Source organism: Crossiella sp. CA-258035 (genome assembly GCF_030064675.1).
In the GTDB taxonomy this organism is placed as follows: domain Bacteria; phylum Actinomycetota; class Actinomycetes; order Mycobacteriales; family Pseudonocardiaceae; genus Crossiella.
This window is the reverse complement of sequence record NZ_CP116413.1, coordinates 6358006-6377978: the sequence shown is the minus strand read 5'-3', so window position 1 is coordinate 6377978 and position 19973 is coordinate 6358006. Positions and strand designations below refer to the sequence as shown.

The following is a 19973-nucleotide window of genomic DNA, read 5'->3' as shown; positions in this document are numbered from 1 at the left end:
TCAATACGGAGAGTAATGGTTACTCGTCGAAGTCACCAGGTCAAGCTGATCTCGTTGCGGCATGCGGGCGAGCGGGGCGCAACCACCCGGATGGTTGACCCTTCGCACGTCATCGCCCCAGTTGAGCGGGCAGTAACCGGCTCTGTGTCAGCCCGTGAGCAAGTTGGTGACGGGGTGTCGTTCACCCTGCGGTCATTCGGGTGATGGCCGGTCTTCGCCAGTTGGCTCCTCGTAGACGGCAATGTCGCATAACACGTCTAGACCACTTTGAAGGAGGATGCATGCGGCTACCACTGCGTAGCTCAGCGGGGGCGATCGCTGCGGCGATCGGGCTACTGCTCACCGCGATTTCACCTGTCGCGGCCGCGGCGACGACGCCGAAGGTGCTGGTCATCGGCATCGACGGGCTGCTGGTGTCCAAGATCGCCGAGGCGAAGGCGCCGACCCTGCAGGGCTTGCAGCGCACCGGCACCGACGCGCGCAGCCTGCTCTACGCCGGCCCGATGGCCGCCACCTCCTCCGGCCCCGGCTGGTCCACCATCCTCACCGGCACCTGGCCCGACCAGCACGGCGTGAAGGAGAACAGCTTCAGCGGCAACCGCCTGGCCGAGCACCCGGACTGGCTCAGCCGGGTCGAGGCCGCCGACCCCGGCAAGGACACCTGGGCGGCGATGGACTGGAAGCCGATCGGCGACCGGATCATCGGCGGCAAGCTGGACACCAAGATCGTTCTGGACGGCGACCGGGACGGTTATGTCGCGCACGACGCGACCATCGTGCAGCGGGCCGAGGCGCACCTGACGAACGACAAGGCGGACGCGAGCTTCGTCTACCTCGGGCAGCAGGACATCGTCGGGCACAACAACGGCGCGGCCAGCCCCGAGTACCTGACCGAGCTGGCCAGGATGGACGGCTACGTCAAGCGGCTGCTCGACGCGGTGGCCGCCCGCGCGACCCGCGCGCAGGAGAAGTGGCTGGTCCTGGTCACCACCGACCACGGCCACACCCCCGGCGGCGGCCACGGCGGGCCCAGCCTGGACGAGCGCTCCACCTTCGTCCTGGCCACCGGCGACGGCGTGCCCGCGGCCAAGCCCACCACCACCCGCCTGGTCGACGCCGCGCACACCGCGCTCACCCACCTCGGCGTGACCCCCGACGCCAAGCTGGCCGGGCGCTCGCTGTTCGCCCCGGTCACCGACGCCTTCGAGGGGGCGCGGCTCAAGCCCGCGCAGACGGAGAACATCCCGGCCTCGGTGCTCGGCTGGACCCAGGAGCTGCCCGGCGGCTGGAGCGTGGACAACGCCGCCATGCCCGCCGGGGGCGTGCCGGAGTGGCGGGGCTGGACGCTGACCACCGACGCGTTCTGGTCGCTGACCCAGGGCGGGCAGCACCGGGAGACCTTCGTCCGCGGCCGCGGCGTGATCGCCGTCGCCGACTCCGACGAGTGGGCCGACACCACCGATGCCAACGGCAAGAAGTTCGACTCCACCCTCTGGGCCCCCGCCGACACCGGGACCGGGAGCAAGCTCAAGGTCGACCTGACCCACTACTACCGGCAGGAAGGCGGCCAGCTCGCGCAGCTTCTTCTGCAGGTCGACGGCGGCACGCCGACCGAAGTGCGGAAATGGACCGCGGACACCGCCGGTGGACGCGAATCAGTGACCGTGCAACTACCCAGCGGCGCGAAAACCGCCCGAATCGGGCTCCGGCTCAGTGGCGTGAACAACTGGTACTGGGCGGTAGACGAGGTTTCTGTCACTCGGCAGCCCTGAAACCACAGATGGGGACCGGTGGTGCTTCGCCGGTCCCCATCTTGTTTGTTACCGTGCGGACACATCCTTTAAGGACCCGTCCCGTGAGGCGGAGAAGGAGGTCTCCCTCGTGCCACGCCCGCAGCGGGGTGGCGCGGCGGACCCGGCCGGAGAGCGCGAGCTGCTCTCGGTCGGCGATGTCGCGCGCACCATCGCCAGGATGGCCCACCAGGTCATCGAGAAGACCGCGCTGGACGCGGCGGGCAGCGCGCCCGTGGCGCTGCTCGGCATCCACACCCGCGGCGCCCCACTGGCCCGCAGGCTGGCCGAGCGGATCGCCGACTTCAGCGGCGTCGAGGTCGAGCTGGGCTCCCTGGACGTCACCCTCTACCGCGACGACCTGCGCCGCCGCCCCAACCGGCCGCTGGAACGCACCCGGCTGCCGGAGAGCGGCATCGACGACCACCTGGTGATCCTGGTCGACGACGTGCTCTTCTCCGGCCGCACCATCCGCGCCGCCCTGGACGCGCTGCGCGACCACGGCCGCCCCAGCGCCGTGCAGCTGGCCGTGCTGGTCGACCGCGGCCACCGCGAACTGCCCATCCGCGCCGACTACGTCGGCAAGAACGTGCCGACCTCCCGCACCGAGGAGGTGGCCGTGCTGCTGTCCGAAGTGGACGGCCACGACGCGGTCGTGCTGCGCCGGAGCGAAGAAGGAGACAACGAGCGGTGAAGCACCTGCTCTCCACCGCGACGCTGGACGCGAGCTCGGCGACCACGCTGCTCGACACCGCCGCGGAACTCAAGACCACCCTGCTCGGCCGCGAGGTGCGCAAGCTGCCCACCCTGCGCGGGCGCACCGTGATCACCCTGTTCTACGAGAACTCCACCCGCACCAGGGTCTCCTTCGAGGTCGCCGGGAAGTGGATGAGCGCCGACGTGGTCAACGTCTCGGCCAGCGCCTCCTCGGTGAACAAGGGCGAGTCCCTGCGCGACACCGCGCTCACCCTCTCCGCCATCGGCGCGGACTGCGTGATCGTGCGCCACCCCGCCTCCGGCGCGGCGCACCGGCTGGCCGGCTGGCTGTCCGGCACCGGCACCGTGGTGATCAACGCCGGGGACGGCATGCACGAGCACCCCACCCAGGCGCTGCTGGACGCGGCCACCCTGCGCGAACGCCTCGGCGAGCTGGCGGGCAGGCGGATCGGCATCGTCGGCGACCTGCTGCACAGCCGGGTGGCCCGCTCCAACGTGCACCTGCTGCGCACCCTCGGCGCGGAGGTGGTGCTCATCGCCCCGCCCACGCTGGTGCCCACTGGCATCGAGCAGTGGGGGGTGCCGGTCTCCTACGACCTGGACGCCGAGCTGCCCGCGCTGGACGCGGTGATGCTGCTGCGGGTGCAGGCCGAGCGGATGCACGGCGGTGGCGGGCCCGCCGGCCCTGGAGGCAATTTCTTCCCCAGCGCCAAGGAGTACTCGATCGCCTACGGCCTCAACGAGGCCCGGCTGCGGATGCTGCCCGAGCACGCGGTCGTGCTGCATCCCGGCCCGATGCTGCGCGGCATGGAGATCGCCTCCGCGGTCGCCGACTCGCCACGCGCGGCCATCACCGACCAGGTCAGCAACGGAGTGCACATGAGGATGGCGGTTCTGTACCACCTGCTGGCCGGAGAGGAGGCGGTCGCGTGAGCACCCTGATCAAGGGCGCCAAGCTCTACGGCGACGGCGAGCCGGTGGACGTGCTCGTCCGCGACGGCGTGATCGCCGGCATCGGCGACGATCTCGCGGCCGAGGACGCCGAGGTCGTCGAGGCCGGGGGAGCGGTGCTGCTGCCCGGGTTCGTCGACCTGCACGTGCACCTGCGCGAACCCGGCCGCGAGGACACCGAGACCATCGCCACCGGTTCGGCCGCCGCCGCGCTCGGCGGCTACACCGCGGTCTTCGCCATGGCCAACACCGACCCGGTCGCCGACAACGCGCTCATCGTCGAACACGTGCACGCCGAGGGGCAGCGGGTCGGCCTGGTCGACGTGCACCCGGTCGGCGCGGTCACCGTCGGCCTCGCTGGGACCAAGCTCGCCGAGCTGGGCACCATGGCCAAGTCCAAGGCGAACGTGCGGATGTTCAGCGACGACGGGCACTGCGTGCACGACCCGCTGATCATGCGCAGGGCGCTGGAGTACAGCAAGGCACTGGACGCGGTGATCGCCCAGCACGCCGAGGAGCCCCGGCTCACCGTCGGCGCGCAGGCCCACGAAGGGGACAACGCGGCCCGCCTCGGTCTCCAGGGCTGGCCTGCCGCGGCCGAAGAGTCCATTGTGGCCCGTGACTGCCTGCTCGCCCAGCACGCCGGGGCGCGCCTGCACATCTGCCACGTCTCCACCGCGGGGACCGTGGACGTGCTGCGCTGGGCCAAACAGCGCGGCACCCAGGTCTCCGCCGAGGTCACCCCGCACCACCTGCTGCTCACCGACGAGCGGCTGGAGACCTTCGACCCGGTCAACAAGGTCAACCCGCCGCTGCGCGCGGCCAGCGACGCCGAAGCTCTGCGCGCCGCGCTGGCCGAGGGGATCGTGGACTGCGTGGCCACCGACCACGCCCCGCACGCGGTGCAGGACAAGGACTGCGAGTGGGCCGCGGCCCGTCCCGGCATGCTCGGCCTGCAGACCGCGCTCTCCGTCATCGCCCGGACCATGGTGGAGACCGGCCTGCTGGACTGGCGCGGCGTGGCCCGGGTGATGAGCGAGCGCCCCGCCGCCATCGCCGGACTGCCCGACCAGGGCCGCCCCCTGGCCGAGGGCGAACCGGCGAACCTGGTGCTGGTCGACCCGGAGGCCCGCTGGACAGTGCGCGGCAAGGAGTTCGCCTCCATCGCGGACAACACCCCCTTCGAGGGCATGGAGCTGCCCGCCAAGGTGGTGCTGACCATGCTGCGCGGCAAGGTCACCGCCGCCGACGGGAAGGTGCGCGCCTGATGCGCCTGCTGCTCACCCTCGCCGTGCTCGCGCTGATCCTGTTGTGCGCCTACGGCATGCTGCACGGCTGGCGCAAGCGCTCCCGCCGCCAGGCCGCCGAACTGCCCCCGTTCCCCGCCCCGCCCGCTGGACTGTCCACAGTGGATCCGGTGCTCTCGCCGGAGACCGGGGTGTACGTGGGCACCACCGCGGCGGAGAACTGGGTGGACCGGATCACCGCCGGCGACCTCGGCCACCGCGCCGAGGCCACCGCGACCCTGTACCCGCAAGGACTCCTGCTCGACCGCACCGGCGCCAGTCCACTGTGGATCGACACCGACGCCGTCCGCGCGGCCCGCACCGCGCGCGGGCTGGCCGGCAAGGTGGTCGGCCGCAACGGGCTGCTCGTGGTCACCTGGCAACACGGCGACCACCTGCTGGACACCGGTTTCCGCGGCGATGACAAGACCGGCTACGCCGACTGGGTCACCGCCCTCACTCCTCAAGGGAAGGCTGCTCGATGAGTTCGCGAAACGCCGCCGTGCTCGTGCTGGAAGACGGCAGAACCTTCCGCGGCGAGGCCTACGGGGCCACCGGCACCTCGCTCGGCGAGGTCGTCTTCTCCACCGGCATGACCGGCTACCAGGAGACCCTCACCGACCCCTCCTACCACCGGCAGATCGTAGTGCAGACCGCCCCGCAGATCGGCAACACCGGCTGGAACGACGAGGACGACGAGTCCAGCCGCATCTGGGTGGCCGGCTACGTGGTCCGCGACCCCGCCCGCACCCCGTCGAACTGGCGGGCCACCCGCTCCCTGGACGACGAGCTCCTCCGGCAGGACATCGTCGGCATCGCCGGCGTGGACACCCGCACCCTGACCAGGCACATCCGCGAGCGTGGCGCCATGCGCGCCGGGATCTTCTCCGGGGCCGACCTGGCCGGGGCCGAGGAGCTCATCCAGCGGGTCCGCCAGGCCCCGGAGATGACGGGCGCCAACCTCGCCGGGGACGTCACCACCGAGCAGACCTACGTGGTGCCCGCGATCGGGGAGAAGAAGTACACCGTCGCCGCGCTGGACCTGGGCATCAAGGCCAACACGCCGCGGATGATGTCCGCCCGCGGCATCGAGGTGCACGTGCTGCCGGTCGGCTCCGGCATCCAGGACATCCTCGCGCTCAACCCCGACGGGGTGTTCCTGTCCAACGGGCCCGGCGACCCGGCCACCGCCGACCACGCCGTCGCGGTCACCCGCGAGGTGCTCGGCCGCAAGCTGCCGCTGTTCGGCATCTGCTTCGGCAACCAGATCCTCGGCCGCGCCTTGGGCCGCGGCACCTACAAGATGCGCTACGGGCACCGGGGCATCAACATCCCGGTCATCGACGTGGCCACCGGCAAGGTCGCGATCACCGCGCAGAACCACGGCTTCGCCGTCGAAGGCACGCCCGGCGAGCGCTTCGACTCCGAGTTCGGCGCCGCGATGATCAGCCACTACTGCCCCAACGACGACACCGTGGAAGGCCTGCGCGCACTCGACGTGCCCGCCTTCAGCGTGCAGTACCACCCCGAGGCCGCGGCCGGTCCGCACGACGCCGCGCCCCTCTTCGACGAGTTCGTGAGCCTGATGGCGAACAAGGACGGGAAGAACTGATGCCGAAGCGCACCGACATCAAGCACGTCCTGGTGATCGGGTCCGGCCCGATCGTGATCGGCCAGGCCTGCGAGTTCGACTACTCCGGCACCCAGGCGTGCCGGGTGCTGCGGGAGGAGGGCCTGCGCGTCTCGCTGGTCAACTCCAACCCGGCCACCATCATGACCGACCCGGAGTTCGCCGACGCCACCTACGTCGAGCCGATCACCCCGGAGTTCGTGGAGAAGGTCATCGCCAAGGAGCGCCCGGACGCCATCCTGGCCACCCTGGGCGGGCAGACCGCGCTCAACACCGCGATCGCCCTGCACGAGCGCGGCACCCTGGAGAAGTTCAGCGTCGAGCTGATCGGCGCCGACATCGAGGCCATCCAGCGCGGTGAGGACCGGCAGAAGTTCAAGGACATCGTCGCCTCCATCGGCGGTGAGACCCCGCGCAGCCGGGTCTGCCACACCATGGAGGAGGTCCGCGCCACCGTCGCCGAGGTCGGCCTGCCGGTGGTCATCCGCCCCTCCTTCACCATGGGCGGCCTCGGCTCCGGCATGGCCTACACCGACGAGGAGCTGGAGCGCCTGGCCGCCACCGGCCTCGCCGAGAGCCCGGTCACCGAGGTGCTCATCGAGGAGAGCGTGCTCGGCTGGAAGGAGTACGAGCTCGAGCTCATGCGCGACCACCGGGACAACGTGGTGGTCATCTGCTCCATCGAGAACATCGACCCGATGGGCGTGCACACCGGCGACTCGGTCACCGTCGCCCCGGCGATGACCCTGACCGACCGCGAGTACCAGCACATGCGCGATGTCGGCATCGACGTGCTGCGCGCGGTCGGCGTGGAGACCGGCGGCTGCAACATCCAGTTCGCCATCCACCCGCAGACCGGCCGCATGGTCGTCATCGAGATGAACCCGCGGGTCTCCCGCTCCAGCGCGCTGGCCTCCAAGGCCACCGGCTTCCCGATCGCCAAGATCGCCGCCAAGCTGGCCATCGGCTACACCCTGGACGAGATCCGCAACGACATCACCCAGGAGACCCCGGCCTCCTTCGAGCCGACCCTGGACTACGTGGTGGTCAAGGTCCCGCGCTTCGCCTTCGAGAAGTTCCCCGGCGCGGACCCCACGCTGACCACCACCATGAAGAGCGTCGGCGAGGCCATGTCCATCGGCCGCAACTTCACCGAGGCCCTCGGCAAGGCGCTGCGCTCCATGGAGACCAAGGCCGCCGGGTTCTGGACCAGGCCCGACCCCGAGGACGCCACCCTGGAGTCGGTGCTGGCCAAGCTGGAACGCGGCCACGACGGGCGGCTCTACACCGTGGACCTGGCGCTGCGCCTGGGTGCCACCGTCGAGCAGGTGCACCAGGCCTCCGGCATCGACCCCTGGTTCATCGACCAGATCCTGTCCCTGGTGGAGCTGCGCGCCGAGGTGCTGGCCGCGCCCGTGCTGGACGAGCAGCTGCTGCGCCGGGCCAAGCGGGCCGGGCTGTCCGACCGGCAGATCGCGGTGCTGCGCGAGGAGCTGGCCGGTGAGGACGGGGTGCGCACCCTGCGGCACCGGCTCGGCGTGCGCCCGGTGTACAAGACGGTGGACACCTGCGCCGCGGAGTTCGCGGCCAAGACCCCGTACCACTACTCCGCCTACGAGCTCGACCCCGACGCCGAGTGCGAGGTCACCGCGCAGCCGGACAAGCCCAAGGTGCTCATCCTGGGCTCCGGGCCCAACCGGATCGGCCAGGGCATCGAGTTCGACTACTCCTGCGTGCACGCCGCGCTCGCCCTGCGCGAGGCCGGGTACGAGACGGTGATGGTCAACTGCAACCCGGAGACCGTCTCCACCGACTACGACACCTCCGACCGGCTCTACTTCGAGCCGCTCACCTTCGAGGACGTCCTGGAGGTGGTGCACTCCGAGCAGCGCTCCGGCACCGTGGCCGGCGTCATCGTGCAGCTGGGCGGGCAGACCCCGCTGGGCCTGGCGCAGCGGCTCACCGACGCCGGCGTGCCCGTGGTGGGCACCCCGGCCGGGGCGATCCACCTGGCCGAGGACCGCGGCGCCTTCGGCGACGTGCTGGTCGGCGCCGGCCTGCCCGCGCCCAAGTACGGCACCGCCACCTCCTTCGCCGGGGCCAAGAAGATCGCCGACGAGATCGGCTACCCGGTGCTGGTGCGCCCCTCCTACGTGCTCGGCGGGCGCGGCATGGAGATCGTCTACGACGAGCAGTCCCTGGCCGGCTACATCGCCCGCGCCACCGAGGTCAGCCCCGAGCACCCGGTGCTGGTGGACCGCTTCCTCGACGACGCCATCGAGATCGACGTGGACGCCCTCTGCGACGGCCAGGAGGTCTTCCTGGGCGGGGTGATGGAGCACATCGAGGAGGCCGGCATCCACTCCGGCGACTCCGCCTGCGCGCTGCCGCCGATCACCCTGGGCCGCACCGACATCGAGGCGGTCCGCCGCTCCACCGAGGCCATCGCCCGCGGCATCGGCGTGCGCGGCCTGCTCAACGTGCAGTACGCGCTCAAGGACGACGTGCTCTACGTGCTGGAGGCCAACCCGCGCGCCTCCCGCACCGTGCCCTTCGTCTCCAAGGCCACCGCGGTCCCGCTGGCCAAGGCGGCCGCGCGGGTGATGCTCGGGGCCAAGATCTCCGAGCTGCGCACCGAGGGCATGCTCCCGGCCGCAGGGGACGGCGCCGAGCTGCCGGCCAACGCGCCGGTGGCGGTCAAGGAGGCCGTGCTGCCCTTCCACCGCTTCCGCACCCCCGAGGGCAAGGGCGTGGACTCGCTGCTCGGGCCGGAGATGAAGTCCACCGGCGAGGTGATGGGGATCGACGTCTCCTTCGGCAAGGCCTTCGCCAAGTCCCAGGCCGCCGCCTACGGCTCCCTGCCCACCAGCGGCAAGGTCTTCGTCTCGGTGGCCAACCGGGACAAGCGGGCCATGGTCTTCCCGATCAAGCGGCTGGCCGACCTCGGGTTCGAAATCCTTGCCACCGAGGGCACCGCCGAGGTCCTCCGGCGCAACGGGATCCCGTGCACCGTGGTAAGGAAGCACTTCGAGGGCCAGGGCGACATCGTCGAGCTGATCAACGACGGCGCGGTGGACATGGTCATCAACACCCCCTACGGCAACTCCGGGCCGCGCATCGACGGCTACGAGATCCGCACCGCCGCGGTGGCCAAGGACATCCCGTGCATCACCACCGTGCAGGGCGCCGCCGCGGCCGTGCACGGCATCGAAGCCCTGATCAGGGGCGATATCGAGGTCCGGCCGCTGCAGGCGCTGCAGGCCGCCCTCAAGGACGCCCGGTGACCGCCACCTTCGGCGCTCGCCTGCACGCAGCGGTCTCCGCCAGGGGACCGCTGTGCGCGGGCATCGACCCGCACCCCGGCCTGCTCGCCGACTGGGGCCTGAACGCCGACGCGGCCGGGCTGGAGCGCTTCGCGCTGACCGCGGTGGAGGCCCTGGCCGGGGAGGTGGCCGTGCTCAAGCCGCAGGCCGCCTTCTTCGAGGCCTACGGCTCCCGGGGCGTAGCGGTACTCGAACGGGTGATTGCGGAGGGCAGGGCGGCGGGCGCCCTGGTGCTCGTGGACGCCAAACGGGGTGATATCGGGTCCACCATGGCCGCCTATGCCGCCGCATATCTGACCGAAGGTTCACCTTTGGCGGGGGACGCGGTGACACTTTCGCCGTATTTGGGATTCGGTTCTCTGGACCCGGCCGTGCGCGCCGCGCAGGAAAACGGCAGGGGAATTTTCGTGCTGGCGCTCACATCGAACCCGGAGGCGCGGACCGTCCAGTCGGCGCGCACCGAGGACGGCAAAACGATCTCACAGTCCATTGTGGACGCGGCGGCGGAGGTCAACTCCGGCGCCGCCCCGCTGGGTCCGGTCGGCGTGGTCATCGGGGCCACCGTCGGCCGTCACGGACTGGAGTTGTCGCAGCTCAACGGCCCAGTTCTGGCCCCGGGTTACGGGGCGCAGGGGGCCGGTCCGGCGGAGCTGAAAGCGGTCTTCGGGGACGCCCTGCCATTGGTCTTGCCGACCAGTTCTCGCGACATCCTGCGGCACGGTCCGGACGTCGCAGCACTTCGCGGGGCTGCTCGCAAAACTCTCGCCGACGTGGCCGCGCTGTCCTCCGTGTGACCTACAAGATCGAGGCCACCGACCGCGGCGGGTGGCGTCAACAGGGTCTGAGCTGGTAGTAGTTGCGGCCGGTGCCAGATACGGCCGACGAGAACGGCGTCCCGAACTGGGTGCGAAACCAGGCCGGAACCGGATATTTCGAAGGACGACATCGAACCAAGTCCGTCGCGAGAACGATGACCCGGCGCACGGGATTCAGCCCTCAGGCTGATTTCCGGCGGAGGACGGGACTACTCCAGCGCTAGCTTGCGCCAGAGAATCCGGACCCGCGTTGTGCCGAGTCGGAAGCCCTCGGTACGGTCGCGGCACCTTTCCAGAGGACACCCCACATACGGAGGAATAACGTGGCCCTTCCCCAGCTGACCGAGGAGCAGCGGGCCGCAGCGTTGGAGAAGGCGGCTGCGGCTCGTCGTGCCCGCGCGGAGCTCAAGGAGCGCCTCAAGCGCGGCGGCACCACTCTCAAGGACGTGCTCGCGGCCGCGGAGACCGATGAGGTCCTGGGCAAGATGAAGGTCTCGGCCCTTCTTGAGGCCCTTCCCGGCGTTGGCAAGGTTCGCGCCGCTCAGATCATGGAGCGGTTGGAGATCGCGGCGAGCCGTCGTCTTCGCGGACTCGGTGAGCGGCAGCGCAAGGCGCTGCTGACCGAGTTCAGCGGCGAGTGACTGACTCATCCACGAGGGGCCGGCTGGTAGTACTGGCCGGCCCCTCGGGCGTCGGTAAGAGCAGCGTGGTCGGGCGGCTGCGCAAGATCATGCCCGACCTGTGGTTCAGCGTGTCCGCCACCACCAGGGCCCCGCGCCCCGGTGAGGTGGACGGGCAGGACTACCACTTCGTCAGCCCCGCCGAGTTCGATCGCATGATCGAGGCGGGGGAGCTGCTGGAGTGGGCGGAGATCCACCGGGGCACCCACCGCTCGGGCACCCCGAAAGGACCGATCGAGCAGCGTCTTGACCAGGGACTTCCCATCCTGGTCGAGGTCGACCTCCAGGGCGCGCGGGCCATCCGGCAGGCCGCCCCCGAGGCCGTCCAGGTCTTCCTGGCGCCGCCGAGCTGGGAGGTGCTGGTCGGCCGCCTGGTCGGTCGCGGCACCGAACCGGAGCAGGTCGTGCGCCGCCGCCTGGACACCGCCCGGGAGGAACTGGCGGCCAAGGCCGAGTTCGACGTGGTGATCGTCAACCACGACGTGCAACGCGCCGCCGAGGACTTGGTAACCTTGTTGACCGGCACTGATACTCATCCGGTGCGCAACACGACCGCAGGAGCATGCGAGTGAGCATCCCCACTGAGCTGGGTGTGCTGGCCGAACCGGCCAACACCCCGCTGGGCATCACCAACCCGCCGATCGACGACCTGCTCGAGAAGGTCAGCTCGAAGTACGCGCTGGTGATCTACGCCGCGAAGCGGGCCCGCCAGATCAACGACTACTACGCGCAGCTCGGCGAGGGCCTGCTGGAGTACGTCGGACCGCTGGTGGAGCCGGGCGCGCGGGAGAAGCCGCTGTCCATCGCCATGCGCGAGATCCACGCCGGTGTGCTCGAACACACCGAAGGCGAGTGAGTTCCACCCCAGCAGAGCACCGGCCGCGGGTCGTGCTCGGCGTGGGCGGCGGGATCGCCGCCTACAAGGCCTGCGAGGTCCTGCGCAGGCTGACCGAGTCCGGCCACGCGGTGCGCGTGGTGCCGACCGAGGCGGCTCTCCGCTTCGTCGGCGCCGCCACTTTTGAAGCATTGTCCGGCCAGCCAGTGGCCACCGGCGTGTTCAGCGACGTGCCCGAGGTCCCGCACGTGCGCATCGGGCAGAGCGCCGACCTGGTCGTCATCGCCCCCGCCACCGCCGACCTGATGGCCAAGGCCGCCGCGGGCATGGCCGACGACCTGCTCACCGGCACGCTGCTCACCGCGCGCTGCCCGGTGCTGATGGTCCCGGCCATGCACACCGAGATGTGGGAGCACCCGGCCACCCAGGCCAACGTGGCCACCCTGCGCTCCCGGGGCGTGATCGTCGCCGAACCCGCCGCGGGGCGGCTGACCGGCAAGGACACCGGCAAGGGCCGGCTGCCCGAGCCCAGCGAGATCGTCGCGCTGGCCACCCTGCTGCTGGAGCGCCCCGACGCGCTGCCCCGCGACCTCACCGGCGTGCGGGTGGCCATCTCCGCCGGCGGCACCCGCGAGCCCCTGGACCCGGTGCGGTACCTGACCAACCGGTCCTCCGGCAAACAGGGCTACGCGCTGGCCAGGGTCGCCGCCCAGCGCGGCGCGCAGGTGACCCTCGTCTCCACCGTCACCGGCGGCGCGCTCAGCGACCCCGCCGGCGTGACCATGGTCTCCGCGAGCACCGCCGAGCAGCTGCGCGCGGCCATGCTCGAGGCCGCCGAGCAGGCAGACGTGGTGGTCATGGCCGCCGCCGTCGCCGACTTCCGACCGGCAGAGTTCGTGGATCACAAAATTAAGAAAACCGAAGGTTCCGAGCCACACCCGCTTGAACTCCGGCGAAACCCTGACATCCTGGTGGAGCTGGTCAAGGGACGACGCCCGGGGCAACTGGTCGTCGGGTTCGCCGCGGAGACTGGAGATCCAGGCGGCGATGTGCTGGACCACGCACGAGCGAAGCTCGCCCGCAAGGGTTGCGACCTGCTGGTCGTCAACGCGGTGGGCGACGGCAAGGCCTTCGAGGTCGAGCACAACCAGGGATGGCTGCTCACGGCAGACGGCGCAGAGGCGCCCATCCCACAGGGCTCGAAAGCCCGGTTCGCGTCCACAGTGTGGGACGCGATCGCGCGGCTTTCCGGCTCTGCCCGCCTGTGAGCCATGCTCTAGGCACCCCCACTAAGCTACTTAGCCATACCTAACTTGTCTCCAGGGGAGAACCGTGAGCCAGAACAGCCGTCTGTTCACCAGTGAGTCCGTGACCGAGGGGCACCCGGACAAGATCTGCGACGCCATCAGCGACTCGATCCTCGACGGGCTGCTGTCCAAGGACCCGCGCAGCCGGGTCGCGGTGGAGACGCTGATCACCACTGGCCAGGTGCACGTCGCGGGCGAGGTGACCACCGAGGCCTACGCCGACATCCCGACCATCGTGCGGGAGAAGATCCTGGAGATCGGCTACGACTCCTCGGCCAAGGGCTTCGACGGCCACTCCTGCGGCGTGAACGTCGCCATCGGCTCGCAGTCCCCCGACATCGCGCAGGGTGTGGACACCGCGCACGAGTCCAGGGTCGAGGGCGCCGAGGACGAGATCGACAAGCAGGGCGCGGGCGACCAGGGCCTGATGTTCGGCTACGCCAGCACCGACACCCCGGAGCTGATGCCGCTGCCGATCGCGCTGGCGCACCGCCTGTCCCGCCGCCTGACCAAGGTCCGCAAGGACGGCGTGCTGCCCTACCTGCGTCCCGACGGCAAGACCCAGGTCACCATCGAGTACGCCGGTGACCGCCCGGTCCGCCTGGACACCGTGGTCGTCTCCTCCCAGCACGCCGCCGACATCGACCTGGAGCAGATGCTCGCCGTCGACATCCGCGAGCAGGTCGTGCTGCCCGAGCTGGCCGGCCTGGACCTCGACACCAGCGACGTCCGCCTCCTGGTCAACCCCACCGGCCGCTTCGTCATCGGCGGCCCCATGGGCGACGCCGGCCTGACCGGCCGCAAGATCATCGTCGACACCTACGGCGGCATGGCCCGCCACGGCGGCGGCGCCTTCTCCGGCAAGGACCCGTCGAAGGTCGACCGCTCGGCCGCCTACGCCATGCGCTGGGTCGCCAAGAACGTCGTCGCGGCCGGCCTGGCCACCCGCGCCGAGGTCCAGGTCGCCTACGCCATCGGCAAGGCCGCCCCGGTGGGCCTGTTCGTGGAGACCTTCGGCACCGAGACCGTGGACCCGGAGAAGATCCAGCAGGCCATCACCGAGGTCTTCGACCTCCGCCCGGCCGCGATCATCCGCGACCTGGACCTGCTGCGCCCGATCTACGCGCCGACCGCCGCGTACGGCCACTTCGGCCGGACCGACCTCGACCTGCCGTGGGAGAACACCGACCGCGCCGACGCCCTCAAGGGCCTGTTGGTCTGAGCCTGACCGAACGCTGAAGCCCCCTGTCGCATGCATGCATGCATGCGACAGGGGGCTTGCTTGCATGCATGCAAACTTGCACGCGAGCTAGACTCGGGGTGTGGCTTTCGAGCGCATCACCATCGACCCGTCCCGCATGAACGGGTACCCGTGCATCCGGGAGACCCGGATGACAGTGGCGGCGGTGCTCGGCCAACTCGCGGCTGGCCGTAACATCGAGCAAGTGATCGATGACTATCCGTACCTGGAAGTCGCGGATGTGCTGGCCGCCTTGGAGTTCGCCGCGGTCGCGGTCGCGGAGCGTGAACTCCCGCTCGCTGAATCCGCATGAACTTCCTCGTCGACGCGAACCTCTCGCCGAAGATCGCCACCTGGCTTGGGCAGGCCGGGCACACCGCGACCCACGTGCGCGACCACGGCATGCTCGCTGCGAGCGACCAGGAGATCCTCGACTTCGCGATCGACCACGGACTGGTGATCGTCTCGGCGGACACCGACTTCACCGTCATGCTCGCCGTCGCCGGACTCAAGTCGCCGTCGCTGGTCCTGCTGCGGTCCGCCGACCACCGCACCCCGCAGGAACAGGGCGGGCTGCTGGTGGCGAATCTGCCTGCGGTGCAAGAAGACCTGCTCGCCGGGGCGGTCGTGTCGATTGGCAACGGCCGGATTCGGGTTCGCCGCCTGCCCATGTGATCCGCGGGTGACGCGGGCAGGGGATCTTGGGCGGGCGATGCCGGTCCAGCCCCGCGCGTCTGATAGACCAGGTAGGTGGCCAAACCAGGCGCGTACCGACGTGGGGAACAGCAGCCCGCCGCCATCGAACCGGTGGCGCGGATCTGCGTGGACGTCCCGCTCGCGCACCTGGACCGGCCATTCGACTACCTGGTGCCGGACAAGTACGCCGAGGACGCGGTGCCCGGGTGCCGGGTGCGGGTGCGGTTCGCCGGGCAGTTGGTGGACGGGTACCTGCTGGAGCGGGTCGCCGAGTCCGGGCACAAGGGCAAGCTCGCCTACCTGGACCGGGTGCTCTCCGCCGAACCCGTGCTCTCCCCGGAGATCCTCTCGCTGGCCCGCGCGGTGGCCGACCGGTACGCGGGCACCCTGATCGACGTGCTGCGGCTGGCCATCCCGCCCCGGCACGCCAAGGCCGAGGCCGCCCCGCCGCGCGAACCCGCGCCGCTGCCCGAGCCGCCGGACCCGGCCGGGTGGGCGCGCTATCCCCGGGGTGGGGCGTTCCTGGAAGCCTTGCGCGGGAACCGGCCGGCGCACGCGGTGTGGCAGGCATTGCCGGGGGAGGACTGGCCGGCGCGGCTGGCCGAGGCGGCGGCGCAGGTGGCCGCGGCTGGGCGGGGGGCGGTGCTGGTGGTGCCCGATCACCGCGACCTGACGAGAGTGCACGCGGCCTGTGTGCGGGTGCTGGGCGAGGCGGGGGTGGTGGCGCTGGCCGCCGAGCTCGGGCCCGCCGAGCGGTACAAGCGGTGGCTGGCGGTGCGGCGCGGGGCGGTCAAGGTCGTGGTGGGCACCAGGGCGGCGGCGTTCGCGCCGGTGGCCGACCCCGGGCTGCTGGTGGTCTGGGACGACGGGGACGACCTGCATGCCGACCAGCGTTCGCCCTACCCGCACACCCGCGATGTGCTGATGCTGCGCGCGCACGCCACCGGGGCGGCGCTGCTGGTCGCCGGGTTCGCCAGGACCGCGGAGGCCGCGCTGCTGGTGCGCACCGGGTGGGCGCACGAGATCGTCGCCGCCCGCGAGCACCTGCGCGCCGCCGCGCCCAGGGTCACCTCCATCGGCGAGGACGACCGCCAGGAGGCCAGGGACGCCGCCGCCAGGGCCGCGCGGCTGCCCTCGGTGGCCTTCGAGGCCGCCCGTGGCGCGCTGGCCGCCGGTGCGCCGGTGCTGGTGCAGGTGCCTCGGCGTGGTTACGTGCCCGCGCTGGCCTGCGGCGGCTGCCGGGCGCCCGCCCGCTGTCGTCGCTGCTCAGGGCCGTTGGCGCTGCCCGCGGGGGGCGGGGATGTGCCGCGGCCGGCCGCCTGCCGGTGGTGCGGGGCGACCGAGGCCGGGTTCTCCTGCCCGGCCTGCGGCTCGCGGCGGCTGCGGTTCGTGGTGGTGGGGGCCAAGCGCACCGCTGAAGAGCTCGGGCGAGCCTTCCCCGGGTTCCCGGTGCGCACCTCCGGGGCTGAAGAGGTGCTCGCCGAGGTTCCGGCCAAGCCCGCGCTGGTGGTGGCCACCCCCGGCGCGGAACCCTACGTCGAAGGCGGCTACGGGGCCGCGCTGCTGCTGGACGGCTGGGCGATGCTGGCCCGGGCCGACCTGCGCGCCACCGAGGAGGCGCTGCGCCGCTGGCTCACCGCCGCCGCACTGGTCCGCGGCTCCGCCGAGGGCGGCCGGGTGGTGGTCATCGCCGACTCCAGCCTGCCCGTGGTGCAGGCCCTGGTCCGCTGGGACCCGGTCTGGCACGCCGAGACCGAGCTGGACGCGCGCACCGAGCTCAGCTTCCCGCCCGCGGTGCGCATCGCCACCGTGGACGGCACCCCCGCCGCGGTCAACGACTTCCTCGACGGCCTGGTCCTGCCGCCCAGCGCGCAGATCCTCGGCCCGGTGCCCCTGGAGACCCGGGGCCAGGAGGAGGAACGCGAACGCGCGCTCATCCGCACCCCGCGCACCGACGGCCGGGCCCTCTCGGCCGCCCTGCACGACGCGGTGGCCGCGCGCACCGCGCGAAAAGAGCCGGACCTGGTCCGGGTCCGGCTCGATCCACTCGAACTGCTCTGAGCCGCTACTCCGGGTACAGCCGTCCCGAGCCGATGACCTTGCCGGTCGCGTCCTTGGCCACGTAGGTGGCCCGAGGCACGTCCAGCTCCTGCGAGGTGACCGGCGCGCCGGTCAGCTGGGCGATGAAGGTGCCGTTCTTGAGCGTGACCCGCAGGGGCGTGCCGTTGTGCAGGGTCATGCTCAGCTCCGCCACCTGCTCCGACACCGCTCCGGTGAAACCGGCGTGCCGCTCGTCCGAGCCGTCGTCGGCGGGCCGCTTGCCCGGGTCGACGGGGAGCTGTCCGGAATAGCTGACAACCTGGTTGACGGTGTCCTCCGGCACGCCGAAGGCGAAGTTGATGCCCATCCGGTAGTCCCCGGTCCGGCTGTTCCAGGCGCACGTGGTGATGTGGTCCTTGTACCGGGCCGTGACCGCCCACTGCTTCTTACCAGCCGCGCCCTGGTACTCGGTGTACGCGCCGGGAACCAGCAGCTCCGCGTCGACCAGCGGTCTGAAGTGCTTGGTCCGCTCGTTCGTGATGCACTCGGCCAGCTTCTTCCCGGCCACCGAGGTGCGCTCGGCGGGCGGCAGCGGCCGGTCCAGCACGGTGACCAGCGGTCCCTGCGGGTTCGGGTACTCCACGTCGTTGAACCTGTACTGCTCCCCAGGCTTCTGCGTGCCCACGTGCACCTTCGCGCCGCCGGGCAGCTGCCGCGGCTCGCCGACCCGCACCCCGTAGAACACGTCGAAGGGCTCCAGGGCGGCCACCGTGCCGCCCCGCGCGGACTGGTCCACTCCCACGACGGTCTTGCCGACCCCGTCGCGCACGTTCACCGCCGAACCGCCGTTGGGGGTGAGCATCATCAGCCGGATCGGCGTCGGGTCGTCCGGGGCCAGCGGCGTCTGCGGCTCGGAGAGCCACACCGTGGTCTCGCTGAGCTCGCAGGCGGCGACCTGCTGGCCGAGCCGGAGCCCGATCTGCCGCACTTGGCCCCAGTTCATCTGCCGCCCGCCCATCCACTCCTCGCGGCGCTTGGGATAGCGCTCGGCCTGCGGGCTGGCCATCGCGGCCCGCCAGCAGCGGTCCACCAGGGAGCGGTCCGCCATGGCCTGGTTGCCGCTCTGGAACCCCTCGGTCGGGTTCGGCGAGGTGGTGGTCTCCTTCGCGTCGTTGGCGGCGTGGTCGTCCTGCACCGACTGCACCACCACGGCCGCGCCCACCGCGACCACCAGGATCGCCGCCGCGGCGGCCAGGAACCGGCGGCCCCTGCCCTCCGGCTCGAACTGCGGGTCGTCCATCCGCATCCGCACCGTGGCGCGCATCCGGTCCTTGATGTCCTCCGGCAGCTCCCGCCGCGGAGGCAGCTCGAACTTGTCGTCCATCACAGCTCCTCCTCCAGCAGGCCACGCAGCCGGCTGCGGGCACGGGATATCCGGGAACGCACACTCACCTCGGCCACCCCCAGGGCCTCGGCGGCCTCGGCGATGGACAGCTCGCCGAGCAGGCACAGCTGCACGGCCTCACGTTCGGCCCTGGGCAGCTCACCCACCGCGGCCAGGACCCTGCGCAGTCGCCGGTCGCCGTCGACCTGGTCCACCACGTCCTCGGCGTGGTCGCGCACCACGTGCAGGTGCGGCATCCGGGACAGCGCCCGCCGGAACCGCCCGGCCCGGCGGAACTCGGTGCGGGCCAGGTTGCCCGCCACCGTGTACAGCCAGGGCAGCGCCGACTCGCGGACCAGGGTGAGCTCCGCCCGCTTGCGCCAGGCGGTCAGGAACGTCGTGGAGGTCAGGTCCTCGGCCGCGGACCAGGAACCGGTCAGCCGGTAGGCGTGGTTCCACACCGCCTCGGCGTGCCGCTCGAACAGCTCACCGAAGGCGTTGCGGTCATCAGCCGCCGCGCGCTGCCACAGGACCCGATCGTCATCGTGTCCGTCAGCTCGCGGAACCGGCTCAGGTTGGCCGACAGGTTGGGCCAAGACCATCGCACCCCAGTTCTGTCTCACGAACGCCGTCACATGGGTAAGTGACCGCTCGGCGTCCAACGTTGCGGATTATTTTCAACCTCTAGACTCGACCAGTCCGAACCGCCCTGAAGGGAGCCGTGTGACAGTCCAGCCGATCAGGCTATTCGGGGACCCGGTGCTGCGGACCCCCGCCACCGAGGTCGTCGACTTCGACGCCGAGCTGCGCCACCTGGTCAAGGACCTGTGGGACACCATGGAGGGCCAGGGCGGGGCCGGGCTCGCCGCGCCGCAGATCGGGGTCGGGCTCCGCGTGTTCACCTACCACTGCGACGGCTTCGCCGGGCACCTGATCAACCCCACTTTCGACGTGGTCGGCGAACAGGAGCAGGACGGCCCCGAGGGCTGCCTGTCCATCCCCGGCCTGCGCTGGGACTGCCGCCGCCACCTGCACGTGGTCGCCAAGGGCTGGAACATGCACGGCGAACCCGTCGAGGTCGAGGGCTCGAACCTGCTGGCCCGCTGCATCCAGCACGAGACCGACCACCTGGACGGGGTGCTGTTCGTGGACCGGCTGGACGCCGAGACCCGCAAGCTCGCGCTCAGGCAGATCCGCGAGTCCGGCTGGTTCGGCCAGGACACCGCCGCCCCGGTGATCAAGCAGAGCCCGCACCCGCTCTTCGGCGGGGGTCGCTGAC

Annotated in this window: 19 protein-coding genes; 17 read left to right on the top strand and 2 right to left on the bottom strand. The window is 71.3% G+C overall.

The genetic code is table 11. The features are described from left to right. Nucleotides 1-281 precede the first annotated feature (281 nt). From N8J89_RS28595 to N8J89_RS28520, 16 genes are all read left to right on the top strand, one after another. The gene (locus N8J89_RS28595; protein WP_283660100.1) at nucleotides 282-1772 is read left to right on the top strand and encodes an alkaline phosphatase family protein; all 1491 of its coding nucleotides are present in this window, start codon (nucleotides 282-284) and stop codon (nucleotides 1770-1772) included. Nucleotides 1773-1881: 109 nt separating this feature from the next. Beyond that, on the top strand, nucleotides 1882-2484 hold the full coding sequence (gene pyrR, locus N8J89_RS28590) for a bifunctional pyr operon transcriptional regulator/uracil phosphoribosyltransferase PyrR (RefSeq protein WP_283660099.1): 603 nt from the start codon (nucleotides 1882-1884) through the stop codon (nucleotides 2482-2484). Beyond that, nucleotides 2481-3440: an aspartate carbamoyltransferase catalytic subunit gene (locus tag N8J89_RS28585; protein ID WP_283660098.1), complete on the top strand. Its 960-nt coding sequence runs from the start codon at nucleotides 2481-2483 to the stop codon at nucleotides 3438-3440. The genes pyrR and N8J89_RS28585 overlap by 4 nt, the downstream gene beginning before the upstream one ends. Continuing rightward, the gene (locus tag N8J89_RS28580; RefSeq protein WP_283660097.1) at nucleotides 3437-4726 is read left to right on the top strand and encodes a dihydroorotase; all 1290 of its coding nucleotides are present in this window, start codon (nucleotides 3437-3439) and stop codon (nucleotides 4724-4726) included. The genes N8J89_RS28585 and N8J89_RS28580 overlap by 4 nt, the downstream gene beginning before the upstream one ends. Further along, complete coding sequence (locus tag N8J89_RS28575) at nucleotides 4726-5229, top strand: PH-like domain-containing protein (RefSeq protein WP_283660096.1); 504 nt, start codon at nucleotides 4726-4728, stop codon at nucleotides 5227-5229. The genes N8J89_RS28580 and N8J89_RS28575 overlap by 1 nt, the downstream gene beginning before the upstream one ends. Then, complete coding sequence (gene carA / locus N8J89_RS28570) at nucleotides 5226-6356, top strand: glutamine-hydrolyzing carbamoyl-phosphate synthase small subunit (RefSeq protein WP_283660095.1); 1131 nt, start codon at nucleotides 5226-5228, stop codon at nucleotides 6354-6356. Before N8J89_RS28575 ends, carA begins: the two co-directional genes overlap by 4 nt. Then, nucleotides 6356-9658, top strand: coding sequence for a carbamoyl-phosphate synthase large subunit (carB, locus tag N8J89_RS28565; protein WP_283660094.1), 3303 nt, complete (start codon nucleotides 6356-6358; stop codon nucleotides 9656-9658). The genes carA and carB overlap by 1 nt, the downstream gene beginning before the upstream one ends. Next, nucleotides 9655-10491, top strand: a complete 837-nt coding sequence (pyrF, locus tag N8J89_RS28560) for an orotidine-5'-phosphate decarboxylase (RefSeq protein ID WP_283660093.1) — start codon at nucleotides 9655-9657, stop codon at nucleotides 10489-10491. Before carB ends, pyrF begins: the two co-directional genes overlap by 4 nt. A 344-nt stretch (nucleotides 10492-10835) precedes the next feature. After that, nucleotides 10836-11153: an integration host factor, actinobacterial type gene (gene mihF / locus N8J89_RS28555; RefSeq protein WP_252482708.1), complete on the top strand. Its 318-nt coding sequence runs from the start codon at nucleotides 10836-10838 to the stop codon at nucleotides 11151-11153. After that, a complete protein-coding gene (gmk, locus tag N8J89_RS28550) occupies nucleotides 11150-11764 on the top strand; it encodes a guanylate kinase (protein WP_283660092.1) in 615 nt (204 codons plus the stop codon). The genes mihF and gmk overlap by 4 nt, the downstream gene beginning before the upstream one ends. Then, a complete protein-coding gene (gene rpoZ, locus N8J89_RS28545) occupies nucleotides 11761-12048 on the top strand; it encodes a DNA-directed RNA polymerase subunit omega (RefSeq protein WP_086789245.1) in 288 nt (95 codons plus the stop codon). Before gmk ends, rpoZ begins: the two co-directional genes overlap by 4 nt. After that, nucleotides 12045-13295 (top strand): bifunctional phosphopantothenoylcysteine decarboxylase/phosphopantothenate--cysteine ligase CoaBC, encoded by a 1251-nt coding sequence (gene coaBC, locus N8J89_RS28540; RefSeq protein WP_283660091.1) that lies wholly within the window; start codon nucleotides 12045-12047, stop codon nucleotides 13293-13295. The genes rpoZ and coaBC overlap by 4 nt, the downstream gene beginning before the upstream one ends. Before the next feature lie 64 nt (nucleotides 13296-13359). Further along, nucleotides 13360-14556 carry a methionine adenosyltransferase gene (gene metK, locus N8J89_RS28535; protein WP_252482704.1) on the top strand — a complete coding sequence of 399 codons (1197 nt, stop codon included), beginning with the start codon at nucleotides 13360-13362 and terminating at the stop codon, nucleotides 14554-14556. A gap of 100 nt (nucleotides 14557-14656) precedes the next feature. After that, the gene (locus N8J89_RS28530) at nucleotides 14657-14887 is read left to right on the top strand and encodes a DUF433 domain-containing protein (RefSeq protein WP_283660090.1); all 231 of its coding nucleotides are present in this window, start codon (nucleotides 14657-14659) and stop codon (nucleotides 14885-14887) included. Further along, nucleotides 14884-15249, top strand: a complete 366-nt coding sequence (locus N8J89_RS28525) for a DUF5615 family PIN-like protein (RefSeq protein ID WP_283660089.1) — start codon at nucleotides 14884-14886, stop codon at nucleotides 15247-15249. Before N8J89_RS28530 ends, N8J89_RS28525 begins: the two co-directional genes overlap by 4 nt. A 75-nt stretch (nucleotides 15250-15324) precedes the next feature. After that, complete coding sequence (locus N8J89_RS28520; protein ID WP_283660088.1) at nucleotides 15325-17331, top strand: primosomal protein N'; 2007 nt, start codon at nucleotides 15325-15327, stop codon at nucleotides 17329-17331. A 4-nt stretch (nucleotides 17332-17335) separates the two neighbouring features. Here N8J89_RS28520 and N8J89_RS28515 read toward each other — a convergent pair whose 3' ends face one another. Both N8J89_RS28515 and N8J89_RS28510 read right to left on the bottom strand, forming a co-directional pair. After that, entirely contained in the window at nucleotides 17336-18694 is a 1359-nt protein-coding gene (locus tag N8J89_RS28515) for a hypothetical protein (RefSeq protein ID WP_283660087.1), read from the bottom strand. After that, entirely contained in the window at nucleotides 18694-19290 is a 597-nt protein-coding gene (locus N8J89_RS28510) for an RNA polymerase sigma factor (protein WP_502868339.1), read from the bottom strand. Before N8J89_RS28510 ends, N8J89_RS28515 begins: the two co-directional genes overlap by 1 nt. A 127-nt stretch (nucleotides 19291-19417) precedes the next feature. On the opposite strand from N8J89_RS28510, the gene def reads away from it, so the two are divergent. Then, nucleotides 19418-19972 carry a peptide deformylase gene (gene def, locus N8J89_RS28505; RefSeq protein WP_283660086.1) on the top strand — a complete coding sequence of 185 codons (555 nt, stop codon included), beginning with the start codon at nucleotides 19418-19420 and terminating at the stop codon, nucleotides 19970-19972. Nucleotide 19973: the final 1 nt, after the last annotated feature.

What these genes read in the sequence shown, in the direction of transcription:
- carB (WP_283660094.1), top strand. Translation starts at nt 6,356, where the DNA reads ATGCCGAAGCGCACCGACATCAAGCACGTCCTGGTGATCGGGTCCGGC.
- N8J89_RS28595 (WP_283660100.1), top strand. Translation starts at nt 282, where the DNA reads ATGCGGCTACCACTGCGTAGCTCAGCGGGGGCGATCGCTGCGGCGATC.
- N8J89_RS28575 (WP_283660096.1), top strand. Translation starts at nt 4,726, where the DNA reads ATGCGCCTGCTGCTCACCCTCGCCGTGCTCGCGCTGATCCTGTTGTGC.
- N8J89_RS28515 (WP_283660087.1), bottom strand. Translation starts at nt 18,694, where the DNA reads ATGGACGACAAGTTCGAGCTGCCTCCGCGGCGGGAGCTGCCGGAGGAC.
- carA (WP_283660095.1), top strand. Translation starts at nt 5,226, where the DNA reads ATGAGTTCGCGAAACGCCGCCGTGCTCGTGCTGGAAGACGGCAGAACC.
- N8J89_RS28525 (WP_283660089.1), top strand. Translation starts at nt 14,884, where the DNA reads ATGAACTTCCTCGTCGACGCGAACCTCTCGCCGAAGATCGCCACCTGG.